36 protein-coding genes are annotated in these 22,839 nt (G+C 67.4%); 3 read left to right on the top strand and 33 right to left on the bottom strand.

Features of this window, described 5'->3' with window-relative positions:
- Window positions 1–157 precede the first annotated feature (157 nt).
- Both coaA and ACIQU3_RS01440 read left to right on the top strand, forming a co-directional pair.
- The gene (coaA, locus tag ACIQU3_RS01445) at window positions 158–1,126 is read left to right on the top strand and encodes a type I pantothenate kinase (protein WP_403725578.1); all 969 of its coding nucleotides are present in this window, start codon (window positions 158–160) and stop codon (window positions 1,124–1,126) included.
- A gap of 31 nt (window positions 1,127–1,157) precedes the next feature.
- Window positions 1,158–2,096 carry a DUF389 domain-containing protein gene (locus tag ACIQU3_RS01440; protein WP_403725575.1) on the top strand — a complete coding sequence of 313 codons (939 nt, stop codon included), beginning with the start codon at window positions 1,158–1,160 and terminating at the stop codon, window positions 2,094–2,096.
- A gap of 93 nt (window positions 2,097–2,189) precedes the next feature.
- On the opposite strand, the gene glmM is transcribed toward ACIQU3_RS01440, so the two are convergent.
- The 4 genes from glmM to ACIQU3_RS01420 all read right to left on the bottom strand — a co-directional run bounded on the left by glmM (window position 2,190) and on the right by ACIQU3_RS01420 (window position 5,241).
- Window positions 2,190–3,548: a phosphoglucosamine mutase gene (gene glmM / locus ACIQU3_RS01435; protein ID WP_403923206.1), complete on the bottom strand. Its 1,359-nt coding sequence runs from the start codon at window positions 3,546–3,548 to the stop codon at window positions 2,190–2,192.
- A 165-nt stretch (window positions 3,549–3,713) separates the two neighbouring features.
- Entirely contained in the window at window positions 3,714–4,226 is a 513-nt protein-coding gene (gene rpsI, locus ACIQU3_RS01430) for a 30S ribosomal protein S9 (protein WP_004927169.1), read from the bottom strand.
- Window positions 4,227–4,268: 42 nt separating this feature from the next.
- Window positions 4,269–4,712 carry a 50S ribosomal protein L13 gene (gene rplM, locus ACIQU3_RS01425; protein ID WP_366710321.1) on the bottom strand — a complete coding sequence of 148 codons (444 nt, stop codon included), beginning with the start codon at window positions 4,710–4,712 and terminating at the stop codon, window positions 4,269–4,271.
- 217 nt (window positions 4,713–4,929) lie between these two features.
- Window positions 4,930–5,241: a hypothetical protein gene (locus tag ACIQU3_RS01420; protein WP_403922981.1), complete on the bottom strand. Its 312-nt coding sequence runs from the start codon at window positions 5,239–5,241 to the stop codon at window positions 4,930–4,932.
- A 74-nt stretch (window positions 5,242–5,315) separates the two neighbouring features.
- On the opposite strand from ACIQU3_RS01420, the gene ACIQU3_RS01415 reads away from it, so the two are divergent.
- Window positions 5,316–6,182 (top strand): hypothetical protein, encoded by an 867-nt coding sequence (locus tag ACIQU3_RS01415; protein WP_403922979.1) that lies wholly within the window; start codon window positions 5,316–5,318, stop codon window positions 6,180–6,182.
- A gap of 7 nt (window positions 6,183–6,189) precedes the next feature.
- Here the strand turns inward: ACIQU3_RS01415 and truA are convergent, their stop codons facing one another.
- From truA to rplD, 29 genes are all read right to left on the bottom strand, one after another.
- The gene (truA, locus tag ACIQU3_RS01410; protein WP_403724359.1) at window positions 6,190–7,044 is read right to left on the bottom strand and encodes a tRNA pseudouridine(38-40) synthase TruA; all 855 of its coding nucleotides are present in this window, start codon (window positions 7,042–7,044) and stop codon (window positions 6,190–6,192) included.
- A 145-nt stretch (window positions 7,045–7,189) separates the two neighbouring features.
- Complete coding sequence (gene rplQ / locus ACIQU3_RS01405) at window positions 7,190–7,678, bottom strand: 50S ribosomal protein L17 (protein ID WP_403724356.1); 489 nt, start codon at window positions 7,676–7,678, stop codon at window positions 7,190–7,192.
- 181 nt (window positions 7,679–7,859) lie between these two features.
- Window positions 7,860–8,882 (bottom strand): DNA-directed RNA polymerase subunit alpha, encoded by a 1,023-nt coding sequence (locus ACIQU3_RS01400; RefSeq protein WP_003966937.1) that lies wholly within the window; start codon window positions 8,880–8,882, stop codon window positions 7,860–7,862.
- A gap of 254 nt (window positions 8,883–9,136) precedes the next feature.
- A complete protein-coding gene (gene rpsK, locus ACIQU3_RS01395) occupies window positions 9,137–9,541 on the bottom strand; it encodes a 30S ribosomal protein S11 (protein ID WP_003956432.1) in 405 nt (134 codons plus the stop codon).
- Window positions 9,542–9,605: 64 nt separating this feature from the next.
- Window positions 9,606–9,986 (bottom strand): 30S ribosomal protein S13, encoded by a 381-nt coding sequence (gene rpsM / locus ACIQU3_RS01390; protein ID WP_004984507.1) that lies wholly within the window; start codon window positions 9,984–9,986, stop codon window positions 9,606–9,608.
- Window positions 9,987–10,179: 193 nt separating this feature from the next.
- Complete coding sequence (gene rpmJ, locus ACIQU3_RS01385; protein ID WP_003974245.1) at window positions 10,180–10,293, bottom strand: 50S ribosomal protein L36; 114 nt, start codon at window positions 10,291–10,293, stop codon at window positions 10,180–10,182.
- Between the two features lie 67 nt (window positions 10,294–10,360).
- The gene (gene infA, locus ACIQU3_RS01380) at window positions 10,361–10,582 is read right to left on the bottom strand and encodes a translation initiation factor IF-1 (protein ID WP_003948620.1); all 222 of its coding nucleotides are present in this window, start codon (window positions 10,580–10,582) and stop codon (window positions 10,361–10,363) included.
- A gap of 239 nt (window positions 10,583–10,821) precedes the next feature.
- Entirely contained in the window at window positions 10,822–11,658 is an 837-nt protein-coding gene (map, locus tag ACIQU3_RS01375; RefSeq protein ID WP_403724351.1) for a type I methionyl aminopeptidase, read from the bottom strand.
- A gap of 131 nt (window positions 11,659–11,789) precedes the next feature.
- The gene (locus ACIQU3_RS01370; protein ID WP_184909145.1) at window positions 11,790–12,452 is read right to left on the bottom strand and encodes an adenylate kinase; all 663 of its coding nucleotides are present in this window, start codon (window positions 12,450–12,452) and stop codon (window positions 11,790–11,792) included.
- On the bottom strand, window positions 12,452–13,765 hold the full coding sequence (secY, locus tag ACIQU3_RS01365) for a preprotein translocase subunit SecY (protein ID WP_403922977.1): 1,314 nt from the start codon (window positions 13,763–13,765) through the stop codon (window positions 12,452–12,454). Before secY ends, ACIQU3_RS01370 begins: the two co-directional genes overlap by 1 nt.
- Before the next feature lie 244 nt (window positions 13,766–14,009).
- On the bottom strand, window positions 14,010–14,465 hold the full coding sequence (gene rplO, locus ACIQU3_RS01360; RefSeq protein ID WP_030839644.1) for a 50S ribosomal protein L15: 456 nt from the start codon (window positions 14,463–14,465) through the stop codon (window positions 14,010–14,012).
- Between the two features lie 2 nt (window positions 14,466–14,467).
- Window positions 14,468–14,650 (bottom strand): 50S ribosomal protein L30, encoded by a 183-nt coding sequence (rpmD, locus tag ACIQU3_RS01355; protein WP_003974250.1) that lies wholly within the window; start codon window positions 14,648–14,650, stop codon window positions 14,468–14,470.
- 2 nt (window positions 14,651–14,652) lie between these two features.
- Window positions 14,653–15,258, bottom strand: a complete 606-nt coding sequence (rpsE, locus tag ACIQU3_RS01350; protein ID WP_009190144.1) for a 30S ribosomal protein S5 — start codon at window positions 15,256–15,258, stop codon at window positions 14,653–14,655.
- A gap of 41 nt (window positions 15,259–15,299) precedes the next feature.
- On the bottom strand, window positions 15,300–15,683 hold the full coding sequence (rplR, locus tag ACIQU3_RS01345) for a 50S ribosomal protein L18 (protein WP_003992369.1): 384 nt from the start codon (window positions 15,681–15,683) through the stop codon (window positions 15,300–15,302).
- Window positions 15,684–15,686: 3 nt separating this feature from the next.
- The gene (gene rplF, locus ACIQU3_RS01340) at window positions 15,687–16,226 is read right to left on the bottom strand and encodes a 50S ribosomal protein L6 (protein ID WP_003992368.1); all 540 of its coding nucleotides are present in this window, start codon (window positions 16,224–16,226) and stop codon (window positions 15,687–15,689) included.
- A 24-nt stretch (window positions 16,227–16,250) separates the two neighbouring features.
- Complete coding sequence (rpsH, locus tag ACIQU3_RS01335) at window positions 16,251–16,649, bottom strand: 30S ribosomal protein S8 (RefSeq protein WP_030839654.1); 399 nt, start codon at window positions 16,647–16,649, stop codon at window positions 16,251–16,253.
- Window positions 16,650–16,891: 242 nt separating this feature from the next.
- Window positions 16,892–17,077 (bottom strand): type Z 30S ribosomal protein S14, encoded by a 186-nt coding sequence (locus tag ACIQU3_RS01330; protein WP_003948630.1) that lies wholly within the window; start codon window positions 17,075–17,077, stop codon window positions 16,892–16,894.
- A gap of 5 nt (window positions 17,078–17,082) precedes the next feature.
- Complete coding sequence (gene rplE, locus ACIQU3_RS01325) at window positions 17,083–17,640, bottom strand: 50S ribosomal protein L5 (protein ID WP_033308965.1); 558 nt, start codon at window positions 17,638–17,640, stop codon at window positions 17,083–17,085.
- Window positions 17,640–17,963, bottom strand: coding sequence for a 50S ribosomal protein L24 (gene rplX / locus ACIQU3_RS01320; protein WP_003992365.1), 324 nt, complete (start codon window positions 17,961–17,963; stop codon window positions 17,640–17,642). The genes rplE and rplX overlap by 1 nt, the downstream gene beginning before the upstream one ends.
- 2 nt (window positions 17,964–17,965) lie before the next feature.
- The gene (gene rplN, locus ACIQU3_RS01315; protein ID WP_003998823.1) at window positions 17,966–18,334 is read right to left on the bottom strand and encodes a 50S ribosomal protein L14; all 369 of its coding nucleotides are present in this window, start codon (window positions 18,332–18,334) and stop codon (window positions 17,966–17,968) included.
- Window positions 18,335–18,435: 101 nt separating this feature from the next.
- The gene (gene rpsQ, locus ACIQU3_RS01310) at window positions 18,436–18,723 is read right to left on the bottom strand and encodes a 30S ribosomal protein S17 (RefSeq protein WP_010036717.1); all 288 of its coding nucleotides are present in this window, start codon (window positions 18,721–18,723) and stop codon (window positions 18,436–18,438) included.
- Complete coding sequence (gene rpmC / locus ACIQU3_RS01305; RefSeq protein ID WP_010036720.1) at window positions 18,723–18,947, bottom strand: 50S ribosomal protein L29; 225 nt, start codon at window positions 18,945–18,947, stop codon at window positions 18,723–18,725. The genes rpsQ and rpmC overlap by 1 nt, the downstream gene beginning before the upstream one ends.
- Window positions 18,947–19,366, bottom strand: a complete 420-nt coding sequence (rplP, locus tag ACIQU3_RS01300) for a 50S ribosomal protein L16 (protein ID WP_003992362.1) — start codon at window positions 19,364–19,366, stop codon at window positions 18,947–18,949. The genes rpmC and rplP overlap by 1 nt, the downstream gene beginning before the upstream one ends.
- 5 nt (window positions 19,367–19,371) lie before the next feature.
- On the bottom strand, window positions 19,372–20,196 hold the full coding sequence (gene rpsC / locus ACIQU3_RS01295) for a 30S ribosomal protein S3 (RefSeq protein ID WP_086560684.1): 825 nt from the start codon (window positions 20,194–20,196) through the stop codon (window positions 19,372–19,374).
- The gene (gene rplV, locus ACIQU3_RS01290) at window positions 20,196–20,543 is read right to left on the bottom strand and encodes a 50S ribosomal protein L22 (RefSeq protein WP_031141295.1); all 348 of its coding nucleotides are present in this window, start codon (window positions 20,541–20,543) and stop codon (window positions 20,196–20,198) included. The genes rpsC and rplV overlap by 1 nt, the downstream gene beginning before the upstream one ends.
- A 42-nt stretch (window positions 20,544–20,585) precedes the next feature.
- Window positions 20,586–20,867 carry a 30S ribosomal protein S19 gene (rpsS, locus tag ACIQU3_RS01285; RefSeq protein WP_053759516.1) on the bottom strand — a complete coding sequence of 94 codons (282 nt, stop codon included), beginning with the start codon at window positions 20,865–20,867 and terminating at the stop codon, window positions 20,586–20,588.
- 12 nt (window positions 20,868–20,879) lie between these two features.
- Complete coding sequence (gene rplB, locus ACIQU3_RS01280; RefSeq protein WP_142193687.1) at window positions 20,880–21,716, bottom strand: 50S ribosomal protein L2; 837 nt, start codon at window positions 21,714–21,716, stop codon at window positions 20,880–20,882.
- 40 nt (window positions 21,717–21,756) lie between these two features.
- Complete coding sequence (gene rplW, locus ACIQU3_RS01275) at window positions 21,757–22,176, bottom strand: 50S ribosomal protein L23 (RefSeq protein ID WP_010036733.1); 420 nt, start codon at window positions 22,174–22,176, stop codon at window positions 21,757–21,759.
- The gene (gene rplD / locus ACIQU3_RS01270) at window positions 22,176–22,832 is read right to left on the bottom strand and encodes a 50S ribosomal protein L4 (protein WP_033308968.1); all 657 of its coding nucleotides are present in this window, start codon (window positions 22,830–22,832) and stop codon (window positions 22,176–22,178) included. The genes rplW and rplD overlap by 1 nt, the downstream gene beginning before the upstream one ends.
- Window positions 22,833–22,839: the final 7 nt, after the last annotated feature.

The raw sequence follows: 22,839 nt of genomic DNA, 5'->3' as shown, positions 1-22,839 counted from the left end.
GCCCACCCTTTCCACAACTGTGACGCACGCCACTGACATTCCTCGCGGATCAGTTTTTCTCCGGCGTAAGCGGGGCGAACGGCTCGCGTGACGGATCCCACCTCACGGTCCGTTCGTACGCCCGTAACAATGGACTGTGATCTCTCCGGTCTCCTCGATGCCCCGGAGCGCCCACCGGCCCCGCCCGGAGGCGACTCCCTACGTCGACCTCACCCGAGCCGAGTGGAGCGCGCTGCGCGACAAGACGCCGCTGCCACTGACGGCCGAGGAGGTCGAGAAGCTGCGCGGTCTCGGCGACGTGATCGACCTCGACGAGGTGCGGGACATCTACCTCCCGCTGTCCAGACTTCTCAACCTCTACGTCGGCGCCACCGACGGCCTCAGAGGCGCCCTGAACACGTTCCTGGGCGAACAGGGCTCCCAGTCGGGCACCCCGTTCGTCATAGGGGTCGCCGGTTCGGTCGCCGTGGGCAAGTCGACGGTCGCCCGCCTCCTCCAGGCCCTGCTGTCGCGCTGGCCCGAGCACCCGCGGGTCGAGCTGGTCACCACCGACGGCTTCCTGCTGCCGACGAAGGACCTCCAGGCCCGCGGCCTGATGTCCCGCAAGGGCTTCCCGGAGTCCTACGACCGCAGGGCCCTGACCCGCTTCGTCGCCGACATCAAGGCCGGCAAGAACGAGGTCACCGCGCCCGTCTACTCCCACCTGATCTACGACATCGTCCCCGACAAGAGGCTCACGGTCCGCCGCCCCGACATCCTGATCGTCGAGGGCCTGAACGTCCTCCAGCCGGCCCTGCCCGGCAAGGACGGCCGCACCCGCGTCGGCCTCGCCGACTACTTCGACTTCAGCGTGTACGTCGACGCCCGCGTCGAGGACATCGAGACCTGGTACCTCAACCGCTTCCGCAAGCTGCGCGCGACCGCCTTCCAGAACCCGTCCTCGTACTTCCGCAAGTACACCCAGGTCTCGGAGGATGAGGCCCTGGACTACGCCCGGACGATGTGGCGCACGATCAACCGTCCCAACCTGGTGGAGAACATCGCCCCGACCCGCGGCCGCGCCACCCTCGTGCTGCGCAAGGGCCCGGACCACAAGGTGCAGCGGCTGAGTCTGCGCAAGCTGTGACGGCCGGGGAAAGGCGGGTTAGATGGGCGCCATGCTTCATCTGCGCGTGATCACACCGTCCGACCGGACCGACGAAGTGGTCCTGCTGATCGAGAAGACGGTCGGCACCACCCACCTAGTCGTGCTGCCGGGCGCCGCCCGAGACCCCTCCGGCGACGTGGTGATGTGCGACGTGGCGCGCGAGGCGGGCGACGAGCTGCTCGGCGGCCTGCGGGAACTGGGCATAGACACCACCGGTTCCATCGCCGTCGAGTCCATCGACCTGTCCCTGTCCGAGCGGGCCGACCAGGCCGAGGCCGACGCACCCGGCGAGGGCGCGGACGCGGTGCTGTGGGAGCAACTGACCGAGGCCACACACGAGGAGTCGACCCTCTCCGTCACCTACCTCGCGTTCATCACGCTCGCCACCATGATCGCCGCCTGCGGTGTGGTCCTGGACAACGCGATCCTGATCGTGGGCGCCATGGCGGTGGGCCCCGAGTTCGGTCCCCTCACCGGCATCTGCACCGCGATCGTCCGGCGCCGGCCGAGGCTCGCCCTGCGCTCGCTGATCGCGCTGCTGGTGGGTTTCGCGGTGGCGATGGCGGTGACGGTCGGCTTCAGCCTCCTCATGGACGCCGCCGGTCAGTTCACGGAGAGCCGTCTGGAGGCGGACCGGCCCAACACGGGCTTCATCTACGCGCCCGACAAGTTCTCCTTCATCGTGGCGGTCCTGGCCGGCATCGCGGGCACCCTCTCCCTGACCTCGGCCAAGTCGGGCGCCCTGGTCGGCGTGGCCATCTCGGTCACCACGATCCCGGCCGCCGCGAACGCGGCCGTGGCCCTGAGCTACGGCGACACGAAGCAGACGTGGGGCTCCACGGAACAGCTCCTGCTGAACCTGCTGGGCATCATCGTCGCCGGCACGGCGACCCTGCTGGCCCAGAAGTGGTTCTGGGCCGAGCAACGCAAGCGTGCCAACGCCCGGTAGGGCAACGCCCCAGGGTGCGCGGGGAACTGCGCGACAAGCCACGAAGAACCCGCAGCCCGCGGTCAACCGCAGCCCCCACCCTCACCCGGTTCACTACCCGAGCGCGGACTTCACCGCATCGGCCAGCCGCCCCGCAACGGACCGGGCCTGCTCGATGTCGGCGGCCTCCACCATCACCCGGACCAACGGCTCGGTCCCGGAGGACCGCAGCAGCACCCGCCCGGTCTCGCCGAGCTCCCGCTCCGCGTCCGCGACGGCCGCGGCCAGCTCCGAGGAGGTCTTCACCCGGGACCTGTCCACGTCCGGGACGTTGATCAGCACCTGCGGCAGCCGCTCCATGACGGCGGCGAGTTCCGCCAGCGTGCGCCCGCTCTGCGCCACCCGCGCCGCCAGCAGCAGCCCGGTCAGCGTCCCGTCCCCGGTCGTCGCGTGGTCGAGGATGATCACGTGCCCGGACTGCTCGCCCCCGAGGGCGAACCCGTGCTCCTTCATCTCCTCCAGCACGTACCGGTCGCCGACGGCGGTCTGCACCAGCCGGATGCCCTCGCGCTCCATGGCGAGCTTGAACCCGAGGTTCGACATCACCGTCGCGACGACGGTGTCGGACCTCAGCGCGGAGCGCTCCCGCATCGCCAGCGCGAGCACCGCGAGGATCTGGTCCCCGTCCACCTCCGCACCGGTGTGGTCGACGGCGAGGCACCGGTCGGCGTCACCGTCGTGCGCGATGCCGAGGTCGGCCCCGTGCTCCACGACGGCGGCCTTGATCTTGTCCAGGTGCGTCGAGCCGTACCCGTCGTTGATGTTGAGCCCGTCGGGCTCGGCTCCGATCGTGAAGACCTGCGCACCGGCCTGCCGGAACGCCTCCGGCGAGACCCGGGCGGCGGCGCCGTGCGCCTCGTCCAGGACGACCTTCAGCCCGTCGAGCCGGTTCGGCAGGACACCCAGCAGATGCGCGACGTACCGGTCGGCGCCCTCCTCGTACTCGCGTACGCGGCCCACGCCGGACCCGGTCGGACGGTCCCACGGGGCACCGGTGCGGTGCTCCTCGTAGACGGACTCGATCCGGTCCTCCAGCTCGTCGGCGAGCTTGTGCCCGCCGCGGGCGAAGAACTTGATGCCGTTGTCGGGCATGGCGTTGTGGCTCGCGGAGAGCATCACGCCGAGGTCGGCGCCGAGCTCCCCGGTCAGGTACGCCACGGCGGGCGTCGGCAGCACACCGACCCGCAGGACGTCCACGCCGGCGCTGGCGAGACCCGCCACCACGGCGGCTTCCAGGAACTCCCCGGACGCACGGGGGTCACGCCCGACCACGGCCTTCGGCCGGTGTCCCTCGAACGTGCCCGCCTCGGCCAGTACGTGTGCCGCGGCCACGGAGAGGCCCAGGGCCATCTCCGCCGTCAGATCCGCGTTGGCGACACCGCGCACGCCGTCCGTGCCGAAGAGTCGTCCCACAGTGGTGTCCTCCGTATTGCTGAAGAGAATGCGGCTCACATTCCCGCGTACCTTCCCTGAGACTGTCCGGGGCCGGTAGGGGTTGTGTAAACGAACCGCCCCGGCAGCACAACCGTGCCGCCGGGGCGATCGAGGCGAAGCCAGTCGCGAGGACGGGCGTCGCGTTTAGCGCTTGCTGTACTGCGGCGCCTTGCGGGCCTTCTTCAGACCGGCCTTCTTGCGCTCGACCGCACGGTCGTCGCGCTTGAGGAAGCCGGCCTTCTTCAGCGGGCCGCGGTTGTTGTCGACGTCCGCCTCGTTCAGCGCACGGGCGACACCGAGACGCAGCGCACCGGCCTGGCCGGAGACGCCGCCACCGGCGATGCGGGCGATGACGTCGTAGCGGCCCTCGAGCTCGAGAACCTTGAACGGCTCGTTGACTTCCTGCTGGTGCACCTTGTTCGGGAAGTAGTCCTCGAGGGTGCGACCGTTGATCTTCCACTTGCCGGTGCCCGGGACGATCCGGACGCGGGCGATGGCGTTCTTGCGACGGCCCAGGCCGGCGGCCGGCTGGGGCTCACCGAAGCGGGAGGCCATGGACTCCGAGGTGTACTCACCCTCGACGGGGACCTCGGACTCGGTGGTGTAGCTGTCGATGTCAAGCTCTTCGAGCGGCTGCTCGGCAGTGGTCTCGGCCACGATTCTCCTCAGATTCTGTTCAGTCTTAGGGGGTGGCCGGACTTACTGCGCGACCTGGGTGATCTCGTACGGCTGCGGCTGCTGCGCGCCGTGCGGGTGCTGGTCACCCTTGTAGACCTTCAGCTTCGAGAGCATCTGACGGCCCAGCGTGTTCTTGGGGAGCATGCCCTTGACGGCCTTCTCGATGGCCTTCTCGGGGTTCTTGTCGAGCAGCTCGTCGTAGCGGACGGAGCGCAGACCACCCGGGTAGCCGGAGTGGCGGTACGCCATCTTCTGGATCCGCTTGTTGCCGGACAGGTGCACCTTGTCCGCGTTGATGATGATGACGAAGTCACCAGCGTCGACGTGGGGGGCGTAGATCGGCTTGTGCTTGCCGCGGAGGAGCGTCGCGGCAGTGGTGGCGAGACGACCCAGGACAACGTCCTGAGCGTCGATGACGTGCCACTGGCGCGTCACATCGCCGGGCTTGGGGCTGTACGTACGCACGGTTCGTAGCCTTCGCTTCGAGTGAATGGTCCATAACTGGTCACCGAAACGATCACGACAGCCTGGACCGCACTGCGGCGACGCATACCGCGTACGTGGGGTCGCTGGTCATCGGCCCGGTGGACCGGTGTAAGGGCCCGTCCCGTGAGAATGAGCAAGCCAATACACAACGAACAAGCAGAATACCGGGGCTCACCACAAGGGTCAAAACGCGGTATCACCGGAGCCGCTCGGTCACCGACACGTACAGGGCGGCACAGAGCGTGACCACCCGCCGCAGTGTCCTTCGCCGCGGCGGTCTTGCATACGGGAACACCGACGAGACGACCACGTCCACGGTGACCGCGGCGCACCACCGCAGCAGGGACCGGCCCGCGCGCGGACGGCGGAACGCCCCGAGCGCCCCCACCACGACCGACGGCCACACCCCGGCCGTGAGGACCGGCCAGGACAGCAGACACCCCAGCAGCACCACGGTCGGCAGCAGTCGCCCCAACCACCCGCAGATGTCGCCTTTGCCCGTGCGCATGGGAGGAACGCTAGGGGCTCCGGTGCCCAACCGGGCGGACCAGCACGCCCCTTGTCCCGTCTAAGATGCGCCCCATGAGCTTTGGGCAGGGGGGACCTCAGTCCCAGTGGGATCCCTGGAAACCGCAGTCGCAGCAGCCCTGGAACAGCGGGGGCGGCCAGTCTCCGGACTGGGCAGCGCTCGCTGAAGCCTCCGAGGCCCGCAACAAACGACGCCGTGTGCTGCTGATCGGCGGCGGCGCGCTCGCCACCGTCGCGATCGGCACCGCCGTCGCGGTGGCCGTCGTGTCGGCCGGCAGCGACAAGCAGGGCAACCCGACCGCGCTGCCCTCGTCCGAGATCCCGAGCCAGTCCGCGTCGGCGCCCTCCTTCGCCCCGACCAGCGCTCCCCCGCCGCTGGACCCTAAGGACTTCATCGCCAGCGCGAAGAAGGACAAGGCCCCGCTCAGCCCGGACACGCTCTTCCCGGGCACCCAGCTCACCGTCGGCGAGACGGTCTACAAGAAGGGCCCCACCGCGGACACGAGGAACTGCGCCTCGGCCGCCGGCGGCACCCTCCCCAAGATCCTCACCGGCAACGACTGCACCCGCCTGATCCGGGTGACCTACGTCAAGGACGGCATCGCGGTGACGGTCGGCGTGGCCGTCTTCGACACCGAGGCCCAGGCCGCCAAGGCCAAGGGCCAGACCACCAAGAAGAGCTTCGTCAAGTCGCTCTCCGGCGGCGGCGTGAAGGCCTTCTGCGAATCCGGCTTCTGCCGCACGACCAGCAACTCCTACGGCCGCTACGCCTACTTCACCAACGCCGGCTTCACCAGCGGCAAGGACGTGACGACGAAGGACACCGAGGTGTTCGCAACGGGCGACAACCTCCAGCAGTTCACGTTCAACCAGATCCGACGCCGCGGCGAGGCCCAGGCCTCGGCCGCGGCCGACGAGTGACCGGACGTCAGCAGCAGCCGGCCGACGGCAGCGACCGCTTGTTCCGCGCTTCCCTGCTGCGCGCGGCGAGCAGTTCGTCGGCCGGGTAGCCGACCTCCTCCAGCGTCAGCCCGTGCGGCCGTACGACGTGCACGGCCGAGTCGCGCACACCGGCCGCGAGCACCTTGCCCGGCCAGTCGGCGGGCCGGTGCCCGTCCCCGACGAACAGCAGCGCCCCGATGAGCGAGCGCACCATGTTGTGGCAGAAGGCGTCGGCCCGCACGGTCGCGGTGACGATGCCGTCCTCACCACGGACCAGGCTCAGCTCCTGGAGCGTGCGGATGGTGGTCGCCCCCTCCCGCTTCTTGCAGTAGGCCGCGAAGTCGTGCTCGCCCAGCAGCTGCCGCGCGGCCTCGTTCATGGCGTCGACGTCCAGGGGCCAGTCGTGCCACAGCACGTGGTTGCGCAGCAGCGGGTCGACGCCGCCCGGGTTGTCGGTGACCCGGTACGCGTAGCGCCGCCACACCGCCGAGAAGCGGGCGTTGAAGCCGCTGGGCGCCTCCCTGAGGGCCCAGACGCGTACGTCCCGGGGCAGCCGGCCGGCGAGCCGCTTCAGCAGCTTCTGGTGATGCTCGGCCCACACCTCACGCGGCAGATCGACGTGAGCGACCTGCCCCCGTGCGTGCACCCCGGCGTCAGTGCGTCCCGCGACGGTCAGTTCGTACGTCTCCCGCGACCGTGTCACGGTCCGCAGGGCGTCCTCGATCTCGCCCTGCACGGTCCGCCGCCCCCCGGCCTGCTTGGCCCACCCGGAGAACTCACTCCCGTCGTACGACAGATCGAGCCGGACCCGCACGTGGCCGGCCTCTACTTCCTCACTCACTCCAGGATCCTCTCACCAACACGAAAGCGGGCCCGCCCCCCGCAAAGGGAACGGACCCGCCAACAACGCCCTTCAGGGGCGCGGGGAACTGCGCGAACAACCACGACGACGCCGCAGCCGCCGACGCACAGCCCCCGGCAGACGCTTACGCGTCCTTCGACTCCTCGGCGGCCTCGTCGGACTTGGCCTCGACGGCCTCGTCCTTCTTCAGGGCGTCTTCCTTGACCGCGCGCTTGGTCGCGGCCTCGGCCTCGCCCGTCGCCTCCTGCGCCACCGTCAGCGCCTCGACCAGCTCGATGACAGCCATGGGCGCGTTGTCGCCACGGCGGTTACCGATCTTGGTGATGCGGGTGTAGCCACCCGGACGGTTCTCGTAGCGCGGGCCGATCTCGGTGAAGAGCGTGTGCACGATGCTCTTGTCCGTGATGACCTGGAGAACCTGACGGCGGTTGTGAAGGTCGCCCTTCTTCGCCTTGGTGACCAGACGCTCGGCGTACGGCCGCAGACGGCGGGCCTTCGCCTCGGTGGTGGTGATGCGACCGTGCTCGAAGAGCGACTTCGCGAGGTTCGCGAGCATCAGCTTCTCGTGCGCGGCGCTGCCGCCCAGACGGGCACCCTTGGTGGGCTTCGGCATGGTGTTTCTCCTAGGTGTCTGCCCCGGCCGTATCAGGTACCGGGGTCAGTATCTGAGCAGACGGTTGCCTGTCAGAGATCCGGGAGCCGCCCCGAAGGGGTGCTCCCGGAAGGGGCGCGGGGAACTGCGCGACCAGGCACAGCGCACCCGCACCCGAGAACGAGCCGTGCGGCCCGAGCTCTCAGTACTGCTCGGTCTCCACGAAGCCCGCGTCCGCGTCGTCGTCCGCGCCGAAGGCGTCCGCCGCGGCGGTGGGGTCGAACCCGGGAGGCGAGTCCTTGAGCGCCAGGCCCATACCCGCCAGCTTCGCCTTGACCTCGTCGATCGACTTCGCACCGAAGTTGCGGATGTCGAGCAGGTCCGCCTCGGAACGGGCGACGAGCTCACCCACGGAGTGGATGCCCTCGCGCTTGAGGCAGTTGTACGACCGAACGGTGAGCTCCAGCTCCTCGATCGGCAGCGCCAGGTCGGCGGCCAGGGCGGCGTCCGTGGGGGACGGGCCCATGTCGATGCCCTCGGCGTCGATGTTGAGCTCGCGGGCCAGACCGAACAGCTCGACCAGGGTCTTACCGGCGGACGCCATGGCGTCACGCGGGCGCATGGCCTGCTTGGTCTCGACGTCGACGATCAGCTTGTCGAAGTCGGTCCGCTGCTCGACACGCGTGGCCTCGACCTTGTACGTGACCTTGAGCACCGGCGAGTAGATGGAGTCGACCGGGATACGGCCGATCTCCTGGCCGACCTGCTTGTTCTGCACGGCGGAGACGTAACCGCGGCCGCGCTCGACCGTCAGCTCCATCTCCAGCTTGCCCTTGCCGTTGAGCGTGGCGAGGACGAGGTCGGGGTTGTGCACCTCGACACCGGCCGGGGGCGCGATGTCGGCGGCGGTGACCAGACCCGGGCCCTGCTTGCGCAGGTACATCACGACCGGCTCGTCGTGCTCCGAGGAGACGACCAGCTGCTTGATGTTGAGGATCAGGTCGGTGACGTCCTCCTTGACGCCCGGCACGGTGGTGAACTCGTGCAGCACGCCGTCGATGCGGATGGACGTGACCGCCGCACCCGGGATCGAGGAGAGGAGGGTCCGGCGCAGGGAGTTGCCGAGGGTGTAACCGAAGCCCGGCTCCAGCGGCTCGATCACGAACCGGGAGCGGAACTCGTCGACGACCTCTTCGGTCAACGAGGGACGCTGAGCGATCAGCATGTGTGGATCAGATCCTTCTTTCGTGGACGCCCGCTATTTGACGTCCGACGGAAACCGCACCGGGAAAAGTGCGGGTACTGCAAGGGTACGGGCGATACGGCCCTTTTCGGAGCCGTACCGCCCGGAACCACGCTCTTCGTGCAGCAGCCTCGCGTCAGACGCGGCGGCGCTTCGGCGGACGGCAGCCGTGCTGCGACATTGCGGGGGACGACCCCCGCACCCCCAGCAGGATGCCGACCGCCTGAGCCGATGCGTCAGACGCGGCGGCGCTTCGGCGGACGGCAGCCGTTGTGCGGGGTCGGGGTGACGTCCTGGATGGAGCCGACCTCGAGGCCCGTGGCCTGCAGGGAGCGGATCGCGGTCTCACGACCGGAACCCGGGCCCTTCACGAACACGTCGACCTTGCGCATGCCGTGCTCCTGGGCGCGGCGGGCAGCCGACTCGGCGGCCATCTGCGCGGCGAACGGCGTGGACTTCCGGGAGCCCTTGAAGCCGACGTGGCCGGCGGAGGCCCAGGAGATCACGTTGCCGGACGGGTCCGTGATCGAGACGATCGTGTTGTTGAACGTGCTCTTGATGTGCGCGTGGCCGTGAGCGACGTTCTTCTTTTCCTTGCGGCGCACCTTCTTGGCAGCGCCCTGACGACCCTTGGGGGGCATCTATAACTCCTACGGGAGGTGGTCGGTCCTACAGCGAAGACCGTGGACAGGCGTCCGCTGTGGACTACTTCTTGCCCGGCTTCTTCTTGCCGGCGATGGCGCGACGCGGACCCTTGCGGGTACGAGCGTTGGTGCTGGTGCGCTGACCGCGGACGGGCAGACCACGACGGTGACGCAGACCCTGGTAGGTACCGATCTCGACCTTGCGGCGGATGTCGGCCTGGATCTCGCGACGGAGGTCACCCTCGGTCTTGATGTTGTTGTCGACGTACTCGCGGATCGCGACCAGCTGCTCCTCGGAGAGGTCCCGAACACGGGTGTTCGGGTCCACGCCGGTGGCGGCCAGCGTCTGCTGGGAGAGGGTCCGGCCGATGCCGAACACGTAGGTGAGGGCGATCTCCACGCGCTTTTCGCGCGGGATGTCAACACCGGAAACGCGTGCCATTCAATGGCTCCAGTTACTTGTCGGAGGTCTTCCGCAGAACCGACTCCCAGCCGCCGTACCAGGTACGAACTGGGTCCCCAGCCTCCGAACCGGGGGTGTCAGACGAACGGGGTCCGCCTGGATCCTGCGTATGAACATATTCAGCTTGCGTCGCGCGAATCTCTGCGATGGATGCAGAGGGATCGGTCGTGCGTCAGCCCTGGCGCTGCTTGTGGCGCGGGTTGTCGCAGATGACCATGACCCGACCGTGACGGCGGATCACCCTGCACTTGTCGCAGATCTTCTTGACGCTCGGCTTGACCTTCATGGGTGTGAGGTTCTCCGGGTCAGTGCCGGCAGCCCCACCACCCAGGGCGGCGGGGCACAGGCAAGATCTACTTGTAGCGGTAGACGATCCGGCCACGGGTCAGGTCGTACGGAGACAGCTCCACCACGACCCGGTCGTCAGGGAGGATGCGGATGTAGTGCATGCGCATCTTGCCGCTGATGTGTGCCAGGACCTGGTGGCCGTTCTGGAGCTCGACCTTGAACATGGCGTTCGGAAGAGACTCGACGACAGTGCCCTCGATCTCGATGGCACCTTGCTTCTTGGCCACGCTTCGCCCTTCGAATCGACTACCTTGATCGACTCTGTGCGGGCGCATGCAGACATGCGGGTACACAAGAGCCGACGAGTCAGTCTACGTCAGGCCCCTCAGAAACACGAATCGAGAGAGTCTGCCCCAGCGGGCAGATCTTTAAGCGCCCCTTCAGGGGCGCTGGGAACTGCGCGAACAACCCCAACGAACCCGCAGCCGCCGGACGACTCGGCCGTCCACCCCGGCGGGCGCGGCGCTCAGCCCAGCGGATCCGGCGCAGCCACGATCCCCAGCTCGGCGAGCTTCGCCTTCCCCCCGTCGGGAGACGTGAGCACCAGCGGCCCTTCCTCCGTCAGAGCCACCGAGTGCTCCCAGTGCGACGACCACGTACCGTCCGTCGTGATGACCGTCCAGTCGTCCTCGAGGACCTCCGTCTTCGGCGTCCCCAGGGAGACCATCGGCTCGATCGCCAGGCAGAAACCGGGCACCAGCTTCGGCCCCTTGCCCCGACGCCGGTCGACGTAGTTCAGCAGGTGCGGGTCCATGTGCATCTCGGTACCGATGCCGTGGCCGCCGTAGTCCTCGATGATCCCGTACTTGCCGCCGCCCGGCTTGGGCTGGCGGCGGATGTACGTCTCGATAGCCCGGGAGACGTCGACGAGCCGGTTGCCCTGCTTCATCGCGGCGATGCCGGCCCACATCGACTCCTCCGTCACCCGGGAGAGCTCGACGAGCTCCGGGGCGTGACCGGAGCCCACGAAGGCCGTGAAGGCCGCGTCGCCGTGCCAGCCGTCGATGATCGCGCCGCAGTCGATGGAGATGACGTCCCCGTCCTTGAGGACGACGTCGTCGGACGGGATGCCGTGGACGACGACCTCGTTCACGGACGTGCAGATCGTCGCGGGGAAGCCGCCGTAGCCGAGGAAGTTCGGCTTGGCGTTGTGCTCGGCGAGCACCTTGCGCGCGACCTGGTCCAGATCCCTCGTCGTGGCCCCGGGCACGGCTGCCTCGCCGGTCGCCGCGTGGATGGCCGCGACGACCAGCCCCGCCTCGCGCATCTTGGCGATCTGCTCGGGGCTCTTGATCTGCACCATGGGAGCTACGGCCTTTCTGGACCTTCGACGACGACGAACGCCTTCAACGATACGGGGCCGAGCGGCCGGCCCACCCGCACAGCGGCCGCGGCTCCCCGAGGGGAACCGCGGCCGTAGCTGCGTACGGACGACTACTTGTCGTCCTCGCCACGCTTCAGCGCCTCCATGGCGCGGGTCGTGACGTCCTCCACCTTGCCGAGCGCCGAGATCGTGACCACCAGGCCCTGGGCCTTGTAGTAGTCGATGATCGGCTCGGTCTGGGTGTGGTAGACCTCCAGCCGCGTGCGGACCGTCTCCTCGGAGTCGTCGTCCCGCTGGTACAGCTCGCCGCCGCAGACGTCGCAGACGCCTTCCTTGGCCGGCTGCTTGTACGTCACGTGGAAGACGTGCGAGGAGTCGTTGCGGCAGATGCGCCGGCCGGCGATCCGCTTGACGACCTCGTCCTCCGGGACCTCCAGGTCCAGCACCGCGTCCAGCTGCATGCTCTCGGTCTCGAGGAGCTCGTCGAGCGCCTCGGCCTGGGAGACGTTGCGGGGGAAGCCGTCCAGCAGGAAACCGTTCTCGGCGTCCGGCTGCTCCATGCGGTCCTTCGCCATCGCGATGGTGACCTCGTCGGGCACGAGATTGCCCGCGTCCATGTAGGACTTCGCCAGCTTGCCGAGTTCCGTCTGCCGGCTGATGTTGGCCCGGAACAGGTCGCCCGTGGAGATGTGCGGGATCGACAGGTTCTTGGCCAGGAACGCGGCCTGCGTTCCCTTACCGGCACCCGGCGGCCCGACGAGGACGATACGCATCAGCGGAGGAACCCTTCGTAATTGCGCTGCTGGAGCTGGCTCTCGATCTGCTTCACGGTCTCGAGACCGACACCCACGATGATCAGGATGCTGGTCCCGCCGAACGGGAAGTTCTGGTTCGCCCCAAAACCAACCAACGCCATCGTCGGCACGAGAGCGATCAGGCCCAAGTACAGCGAACCCGGCCAGGTGATCCGGTTGAGCACGTACGACAGGTACTCAGCGGTCGGTCGGCCAGCCCGGATGCCCGGGATGAAGCCACCATACTTCTTCATGTTGTCGGCGACTTCCTCGGGGTTGAAGGAGATCGCCACATAGAAGAACGCGAAGAAAACGATCAGCAGGAAGTACGAAATGATGTAGTACGGGTGGTCGCCCTTGACGAAGTGTTGCTCGATCCAGGTCTTCCACTCGGACTTGCCACCGGCGAACTGGGCGATCAACGCCGGGATGTACAGCAGCGACGAGGCGAAGATGACGGGGATCACACCCGCCTGGTTCACCTTGAGCGGGATGTAGGTGGACGTACCGCCGTAGGAACGGCGGCCGATCATGCGCTTGGCGTACTGCACCGGGATACGGCGCTGGGCCTGCTCGACGAAGACCACCAGGCCGACCATGACGAGGCCGACCAGGATCACGGTGCCGAACTCGATCCAGCCGCCGGCCAGGGAGCCCTGCTTCTTGATGGCCCACAGCGCGGACGGGAAGGTGGCGGCGATCGAGATGAACATCAGGATCGACATGCCGTTGCCGATACCGCGGTCGGTGATGAGCTCGCCGAGCCACATCACGGCCGCCGTGCCGGCGGTCATCGTGATGACCATGGTGATGGTGACGAAGATCGACTGGTCAGGAACGATCTGGCTGGCCACCGGGCAGTTCTGGAACAGGGCGCCGCTGCGGGCGGTGGCGACGAGGCCGGTGCCCTGAAGGATGGCGAGGGCGATCGTCAGGTAGCGGGTGTACTGCGTGATCTTCGCCGTACCGGCCTGGCCCTCCTTCTTCAGGGCTTCCAGGCGCGGGATCACCACGGTCAGCAGCTGCAGGATGATGCTCGCCGTGATGTACGGCATGATGCCCAGCGCGAAGATCGTGATCTGCAGCAGCGCGCCGCCACTGAACATGTTGACCAGGCCGAAGAGACCCTGGTTGGCCTGGGCCTGATCGATACAGGTCTGGACGTTCCGGTAGTCGACGCCTGGGATCGGGATGTGCGTACCGACCCGGTAGACCACGATGATGCCGAGTGTGAAGAGCAGCTTCTTGCGCAGGTCGGGCGTCTTGAACGCCCGGGCGAACGCGGTGAGCACGGTGCCTCCTGCGACCCCCGCGCAACTGCGTCAAGGGTGACGTCTTGAGAGTCCAATAGAACAACGACATGGGTAACGGTCAACTGCCGCTGAGAGTGCCCGAAGTGAAGCACCCTGTGAAAAGTGGGCAGTGCAGGCCACCTTACCGGCGAGACTGCCGCCCTAGGAACGACCAACCGGGGATACCCCATTTGTGGGGTATCCCCGGTCGGGATCGCTCAGGTCATCGAGACGCCTGTGGTGTTCAGACGAGCTCGGTGACAGAACCGCCGGCGGCGGTGATCTTCTCCTTGGCGGAGCCGGAGACGGCGTCGACCGTCACCTGCAGCGCCACGGAGATCTCGCCCTGGCCGAGGACCTTGACGAGGCTGTTCTTGCGAACGGCCCCCTTGGCCACCAGACCCTCGACGGTGACCTCGCCACCCTCGGGGTAGAGCGCGGCCAGCTTGTCGAGGTTCACGACCTGGAACTCGGTCTTGAACGGGTTCTTGAAGCCCTTCAGCTTCGGGAGACGCATGTGGAGGGGCATCTGGCCACCCTCGAAGCGCTCCGGAACCTGGTAACGGGCCTTCGTGCCCTTGGTACCACGACCGGCCGTCTTACCCTTCGACGCCTCACCACGACCGACACGGGTCTTGGCGGTCTTGGCGCCCGGGGCGGGACGGAGGTTGTGGATCTTGAGCGGGTTCTGCTCCGCCATGATCAGTCGACCTCCTCGACCGTCACGAGGTGGCGGACGGTGTGCACCATGCCGCGGAACTCGGGGCGGTCCTCCTTGACGACCTGCGTGTTGATGCCCTTGAGACCAAGGGAACGCAGGGTGTCACGGTGGTTCTGCTTGCTGCCGATGTAGGACTTGACCTGCGTAATCTTGAGCTGCGCCATGATTACGCACCCGCCCCGGCACGCGCACGGAGAAGAGCCGCGGGGGCGACGTCCTCGAGGGGCAGACCACGGCGGGCCGCGATCTCCTCGGGACGCTGCAGACCCTTCAGGGCCTCCACGGTCGCGTGCACGATGTTGATCGCGTTGTCGGAGCCGAGCGACTTCGACAGCACGTCGTGGATACCGGCGCACTCGAGCACGGCACGCACCGGACCACCGGCGATAACACCGGTACCGGGCGACGCGGGCTTCAGGAGCACGACGCCGGCAGCCTTCTCACCCTGGATGGGGTGCGGGATGGTGCCCTGGATGCGGGGGACCTTGAAGAAGTGCTTCTTGGCCTCCTCAACGCCCTTGGCGATGGCGGCCGGCACCTCCTTGGCCTTGCCGTATCCGACACCCACGGTGCCGTCACCGTCGCCCACCACGACCAGCGCGGTGAAGCTGAAGCGACGACCACCCTTCACAACCTTGGCGACGCGGTTGATCGCGACAACGCGCTCAACGTACGCGGTCTTCTCGGCGGCAGCAGCGCCGCCGTCACGGCCCTTCCGGTCCCGCCGCTCGCCGCCACCGGCACCGCCACCGCGGCGCTGGGGTCCAGCCATTGGAATTACCTCTCTCTGTTTCCGCTAGCTACGGAACCGACTCAGAACTTGAGTCCGGCCTCGCGGGCGGCGTCCGCCAGGGCGGCGATGCGCCCCGCGTACTGGTTACCACCACGGTCGAACACGACGGCCTCGACACCGGCGGCCTTGGCGCGCTCGGCGACCAGGGCGCCGACCTGCTTGGCCTGCGCGGACTTGTCGCCCTCGCCACCGCGGATCGAGCTGTCCAGGGTGGACGCCGACGCAAGGGTGTGACCCTTGATGTCGTCGATCACCTGGGCCACGATGTGGCGGTTCGAGCGGGTAACGACCAGACGCGGACGCTCCGCCGTACCGTTGATGTGCTTACGGATACGGATGTGGCGGCGCTTGATCGCGGCGCGCTTGTAGGCGTCGCCCTTAAGGATCTTCTGCCCGTATGCCATGGCTTACTTACCCGCCTTTCCGACCTTGCGGCGGATGACTTCGCCCTCGTACTTGACGCCCTTGGCCTTGTACGGGTCGGGCTTGCGCAGCTTGCGGATGTTGGCCGCAACCTCGCCGACCTTCTGCTTGTCGATGCCCTCGACCGAGAAGCGGGTCGGGGACTCCACCTTGAAGGTGATGCCCTCGGGGGCCTCGACCAGGATCGGGTGGCTGTAGCCCAGGGAGAACTCCAGGTTGGAGCCCTTGGCCACGACACGGTAACCGACACCGCTGATTTCGAGCTTCTTGACGTATCCCTGGGTCACACCGGTGATCATGTTCGCCACCAGCGTGCGGGACAGGCCGTGCAGGGCCTTGCTCTGCCGCTCGTCGTTCGGCCGGAGCACCTGAAGGGTGCCGTCCTCGGCCTTCGCGATGTCGATCGGCGCGATGACGGTGTGGGTCAGTTCGCCCTTGGGGCCCTTGACCGCGACCGTACGGCCGTCGATGGTGACGTCCACGCCGGCGGGAACCGGGATGGGGAGCTTGCCGATACGCGACATTGCTGTCTCTCCTCCGTTCCCGAATTACCAGACGTAGGCGAGGACTTCCCCACCCACGCCCTTCTTCTGCGCCTGCTTGTCGGTCAGGAGCCCGTGGGACGTGGAGATGATCGCCACGCCCAGGCCGCCCAGGACCTTCGGCAGGTTGGTGGACTTCGCGTACACCCGGAGACCGGGCTTCGAGATCCGCTTGATGCCCGCGATGGAGCGCTCACGGTTGGGGCCGAACTTCAGCTCCAGGACGAGGTTCTTGCCGACCTCGGCGTCCTCGACCTTCCAGCCCGTGATGAAGCCCTCCTGCTGGAGGATCTCCGCGATGTGCGACTTGATCTTGGACGCCGGCATCGTCACGGAGTCGTGGTATGCCGAGTTCGCGTTCCGCAGACGCGTCAGCATGTCTGCGATCGGATCAGTCATGGTCATGAATTGGCCTTCGGCCTCTCTCGCCGGGGTTTCCTGGTGCGCCATCCCTCTCCCCGATCCGAGACGGGACGGGTGCGGCGCGGTGGACCTACGGCGTAGTAAGCATGCAATGAGCGGACAGCTGTCCGCGGGCGTAAGGGCGGCGGCAGACGCCCAACCCCACAAGCCTAAGGCATGTGGGCCGGGCGTCCTGCCACCCTTACGTGCTTACCGAGAGCCCTGCGAATCCCTTATTAGGGGGATTACCAGGAGCTCTTGGTCACGCCCGGCAGCTCGCCACGGTGAGCCATCTCACGAAGGCACACGCGGCACAGGCCGAACTTGCGGTACACGGAGTGCGGGCGGCCGCAGCGCTGGCAGCGGGTGTAGCCACGCACACCGAACTTGGGCTTGCGAGCAGCCTTAGCGATCAGAGCCTTCTTCGCCATCTCGCTCACGCCTCCTTGAAGGGGAAGCCGAGGTGACGAAGGAGCGCGCGGCCCTCAGCGTCGTTGGTCGCCGTGGTCACCACGGTGATGTCCATACCCCGGGTGCGGTCGATCTTGTCCTGGTCGATCTCGTGGAACATGACCTGCTCCGTGAGACCGAAGGTGTAGTTGCCACGGCCGTCGAACTGCTTGGGGGACAGGCCGCGGAAGTCGCGGATGCGCGGCAGCGCGAGCGACAGGGTGCGGTCCAGGAACTCCCACATGCGGTCGCCACGAAGCGTGACGTGGGCACCGATCGGCTGGCCCTCACGCAGCTTGAACTGCGCGATGGACTTGCGAGCCTTGGTGACGGCCGGCTTCTGACCGGTGATCGTGGTGAGGTCGCGGATGGCGCCCTCGATCAGCTTGGAGTCGCGGGCGGCGTCGCCCACACCCATGTTGACCACGATCTTGACGAGACCGGGGATCTGCATGACGTTCTCGTACTTGAACTCGTCACGCAGCTTGCCCGTGATCTCCTCACGGTACTTCTGCTTCAGACGCGGAGTGGTGGTGGTAGCCATCAGATGTCCTCACCCGTCCGCTTGGCAACGCGGATCTTGTTGCCTTCGTCGTCGAAGCGGTAACCGACGCGGGTCACGACCTTGTTGCCGTCCTTCTCCACGACCAGCTGGACGTTGGAGACGTGGATCGGCGCCTCGGTGGTGACGATGCCGCCGGCCTGCGAACCGCGAGCCGTCGGACCGGCCTTGGTGTGCTTCTTGACCCGGTTGACACCCTCGACCAGGACGCGGTCCTCACGGGGGAAGGCCGCGATGACCTTGCCCTGCTTGCCCTTGTCCTTACCGGTGATGACCTGGACCAGGTCGCCCTTCTTGATCTTCATGCTCACAGCACCTCCGGCGCGAGGGAGATGATCTTCATGAACTTCTTCTCGCGCAGCTCACGACCCACCGGGCCGAAGATACGGGTGCCACGAGGGTCGCCGTCGTTCTTGAGAATGACAGCGGCGTTCTCGTCGAAGCGGATGTACGAGCCGTCCGGACGGCGGCGCTCCTTGACGGTGCGAACGATGACCGCCTTGACGACGTCACCCTTCTTCACGTTGCCACCGGGGATCGCGTCCTTGACGGTGGCGACGATGACGTCACCGATACCCGCGTAGCGGCGACCGGAGCCACCGAGCACACGGATGCAAAGGATCTCCTTCGCACCAGTGTTGTCGGCGACACGCAGTCGCGACTCCTGCTGGATCACGTCTATCTCCTGATTGTCTGCCGGTTCCCGGGGCGGCCGCGCGCACGCACAACCGCCCCGAGCCTGGCGGAACGATTCCTAGGGGGTCCCCCTAGGTGGGATTACTTGGCCTTCTCGAGGATCTCGACGACGCGCCAGCGCTTCGTCGCGGACAGCGGCCGGGTCTCCATGAGGAGGACGCGGTCGCCGACACCCGCGGCGTTCTGCTCGTCGTGGGCCTTGAGCTTGTTCGTACGGCGGATGACCTTGCCGTACAGCGCGTGCTTGACGCGGTCCTCGACGGCGACGACGACGGTCTTGTCCATCTTGTCGCTGACGACCAGGCCCTCGCGGGTCTTGCGGAAACCGCGGTCCGTCTTGGTCTCTTCAGTCACGTTGCTCTCGCTCATCAGGCGCTCTCCACCGTCTCGATGCCCAGCTCGCGCTCACGCATCAGGGTGTAGATCCGCGCGATGTCCTTACGGACGGCCTTGAGCCGACCGTGGTTCTCGAGCTGGCCCGTCGCCGCCTGGAAGCGGAGGTTGAACAGCTCTTCCTTGGCCTCGCGGAGCTTGTTGAGGAGCTCCTCGTTGCCCAGCTCGCGCAGCTCGGACGCCTTGGTACCGGCCGACATCACGCTTCACCTGCCTCGCGCTTGACGATCTTGCACTTCATCGGCAGCTTGTGAGCCGCACGGGTCAGGGCCTCGCGCGCGATCTTCTCGTTGGGGTACGACAGCTCGAACATCACGCGTCCGGGCTTGACGTTGGCGATCCACCACTCAGGAGAACCCTTACCGGAACCCATGCGGGTCTCGGCGGGCTTCTTGGTGAGGGGGCGGTCCGGGTAGATGTTGATCCAGACCTTGCCGCCACGCTTGATGTGGCGGGTCATGGCGATACGGGCGGCCTCGATCTGGCGGTTCGTCACGTACGCCGGGGTCAGCGCCTGGATGCCGTACTCGCCGAACGCGACCTGCGTGCCACCCTTGGACATGCCGTTGCGCTTGGGGTGGTGCTGCTTGCGGTGCTTGACCCTACGGGGGATCAGCATGACGGTCAGGCCTCCGTTCCGGTGCTCTCAGCCGGAGCGGCGGACGCGGGAGCCTCGGCCTTGGGGGCCTCGGCGCCGGCAGCCTGCTGCGGCTTGCGACCGCGCCGCTCGCCACCGCGGCCACCACGGGCCGGGCGGTCGGCACCACCGCGGGCCGGGCGGTTACCCGCACGGGCAGCGGCGTTCTCGGCGCGGACCTCGGCGATGTTCTTGACGTCGCCCTTGTAGATCCAGACCTTCACGCCGATGCGGCCGAAGGTCGTCTTGGCCTCGAAGAAGCCGTAGTCCACGTTCGCGCGGAGCGTGTGCAGGGGCACACGGCCCTCGCGGTAGAACTCCGAGCGGGACATCTCGGCGCCACCGAGGCGGCCACCGCACTGGATCTTGATGCCCTTGGCGCCGGCCTTCATCGCCGACTGCATGCTCTTACGCATGGCGCGGCGGAAGGAGACGCGGGAGGAGAGCTGCTCGGCGACGGCCTGGGCAACCAGCTGAGCGTCGGTCTCGGGGTTCTTGACCTCGAGGATGTTCAGCTGGACCTGCTTGCCCGTGAGCTTCTCGAGGTCACCGCGGATGCGGTCGGCCTCGGCGCCACGGCGGCCGATGACGATGCCCGGACGAGCGGTGTGGATGTCCACACGCACGCGGTCACGGGTGCGCTCGATCTCGACCTTGGAGATGCCGGCGCGCTCCATGCCGGACGTCATCATCCGACGGATGGCGACGTCTTCCTTGACGTAGTCCTTGTACAGCTTGTCGGCGTACCAACGCGACTTGAAGTCGGTCGTGACACCGAGCCGGAACCCGTGCGGGTTTACCTTCTGGCCCATTACCGGGTTCCTTCCTTGCTGCTGACGACCACGGTGATGTGGCTGGTCCGCTTGCGGATCCGGTAGGCACGGCCCTGGGCGCGCGGACGGAACCGCTTCAGGGTCGGGCCCTCGTCGACGTAGGCCTCGGAGACGAAGAGGCTGTCGACATCGGTGTGGTCGTAGTTGTGCGCGGCGTTGGCGATGGCGCTGTCAAGCACCTTGCCGACCGGCTGGCTCGCGGCCTGCGGGGCGAAACGCAGGACCGCCTGAGCCTCCGTGGCGTTCATGCCACGGATGAGGTCCACCACGCGGCGGGCCTTCATGGGCGTGACGCGGATGTACCGCGCCTGGGCCCTGGCTTCCATGGTTGTCCTTCCAGTGTCTGTCATGGTCATTCCACCCCGCGCTTAGCGGCGCTTCGACTTCCGGTCGTCCTTGACGTGACCCCGGAAGGTGCGCGTCGGCGAGAACTCGCCGAGCTTGTGGCCGACCATCGACTCGGTGACGAACACCGGAATGTGGGTCTTGCCGTTGTGCACCGCGAGCGTGTGGCCGAGCATGGCCGGCACGATCATCGAGCGACGGGACCAGGTCTTGATGACGTTCTTGGTGCCGGCTTCGTTCTGGGCGTCCACCTTCTTCATCAGGTGGTCGTCGACGAAGGGCCCCTTCTTCAAGCTACGAGGCATCTCAACCCGTCCTTAGCGCTTCTTGTTCGTCTTGCGGCGGCGGACGATGTACTTGTTCGACGCCTTCTTGGGCGAACGAGTACGGCCTTCCTTCTTGCCCCACGGGGACACCGGGTGGCGACCACCGGAGGTACGGCCCTCACCACCACCGTGCGGGTGGTCCACCGGGTTCATGACCACACCACGCACGGTCGGGCGGACGCCCAGCCAGCGCTTACGGCCCGCCTTACCCCAGTTGATGTTGCTCTGCTCGGCGTTGCCGACCTCGCCGACGGTGGCGCGGCAGCGGACGTCGACCAGGCGGATCTCACCGGACGGCATGCGCAGGTGGGCCATCTGGCCCTCCTTTGCGAGCAGCTGCACCGAGGCGCCGGCGGAGCGGGCGAACTTGGCGCCGCCGCCCGGACGCAGCTCGATGGCGTGCAGCGTGGTACCGACCGGGATGTTGCGCAGGGCAAGGTTGTTGCCCGGCTTGATGTCGGCCCCGGGACCGTTCTCGACGCGGTCGCCCTGGTTCAGGCCACGCGGCGCGAGGATGTAGCGCTTCTCGCCGTCCGCGTAGTGCAGGAGCGCGATGCGCGCGGTGCGGTTGGGGTCGTACTCGATGTGCGCGACCTTCGCCGGCACGCCGTCCTTGTCGTGACGACGGAAGTCGATCACGCGGTAGGCGCGCTTGTGGCCACCGCCCTGGTGGCGGACGGTCACACGACCGGAGTTGTTACGGCCACCCTTGCTGTGCAGGGGGCGGACCAACGACTTCTCCGGCGTGGACCGCGTGACCTCGACGAAGTCGGCGACGCTGGAGCCGCGACGGCCCGGCGTAGTCGGCTTGTACTTGCGGATTCCCATTTCTCAGTCCTCGTCCGATATCGGACGATCCGGACCGCCCTTAGGCGGTCGGACCGCCGAAGATGTCGATACGGTCGCCCTCAGCGAGGGTCACGATCGCGCGCTTGGTGGACGCGCGCTGGCCGAAGCCGGTGCGGGTCCGCTTGCGCTTGCCCTGGCGGTTGATCGTGTTGACCCCGGTGACCTTGACCGAGAAGACCGCCTGGACGGCCTGCTTGATCTGGGTCTTGTTGGCGCTCGGGTCCACGATGAACGTGTACTTGCCCTCGTCGAGGAGCGCGTAGCTCTTCTCGGAGACGACCGGCTTGAGCAGCACGTCACGGGGGTCCGTGAAGGACTTGCTCAGCGGGGTCTCGACGGTGTTCTTGCCCTCGGCGGCGTGGCGGCGCGCCTTGGCGACGCGCGCGGCCTTGGCCTTCTTCGCCGCCTTGGAGGCGATAGCGGGGTGACGGATAGCCATCAGACCTCGCTCCCTTCGGTGTCATTGGCCTTCGGGCCGGACACGAAGGACTCGAAGGCGGCCTGAGTGAAGACCACGTCGTCCGAGACGAGAACGTCGTACGTGTTCAGCTGGCCCGGCTCCAGGATGTGGATCTGGGGCAGGTTGCGGGCGGACAGCCACGCGGCCTCGTCGGCGCGGTCGACGACCAGGAGCAGGTTCTTGCGCTCCGAGATCTTGCCGAACAGCGTCTTGGCGGCCTTCGTGGAGGGGGTCTCACCCTCGACGACGCCGGAGACGACGTGGATGCGGTTGTGGCGGGCCCGGTCGGTGAGGGCGTGACGCAGGGCGGCAGCCTTCATCTTCTTCGGGGTCCGCTGCGAGTAGTCACGCGGCACGGGACCGTGCACGACGCCACCACCGGCGAACTGCGGCGCGCGGGTCGAACCCTGACGGGCGCGACCGGTGCCCTTCTGGCGGTACGGCTTCTTGCCACCGCCGCGGACCTCGCCACGGGTCTTGGTCTTGTGCGTGCCCTGACGGGCCGCGGCCAGCTGCGCGACGACGACCTGGTGGATCAGCGGGATGCTGACCTTCTCGACGTCGAAGATCTCCGCGGGGAGCTCGACGGAACCGGCCTTGTCGCCCGCCGGCGAAAGGATGTCAACAGTGCTCATCGGTTAC

It is taken from the genome of Streptomyces sp. NPDC101110, assembly GCF_044759525.1.
Taxonomy (GTDB): Bacteria; Actinomycetota; Actinomycetes; order Streptomycetales; family Streptomycetaceae; genus Streptomyces.
The sequence above is the reverse complement of the archived record's forward strand: the minus strand, read 5'-3'. Positions and strand labels throughout refer to the sequence as shown.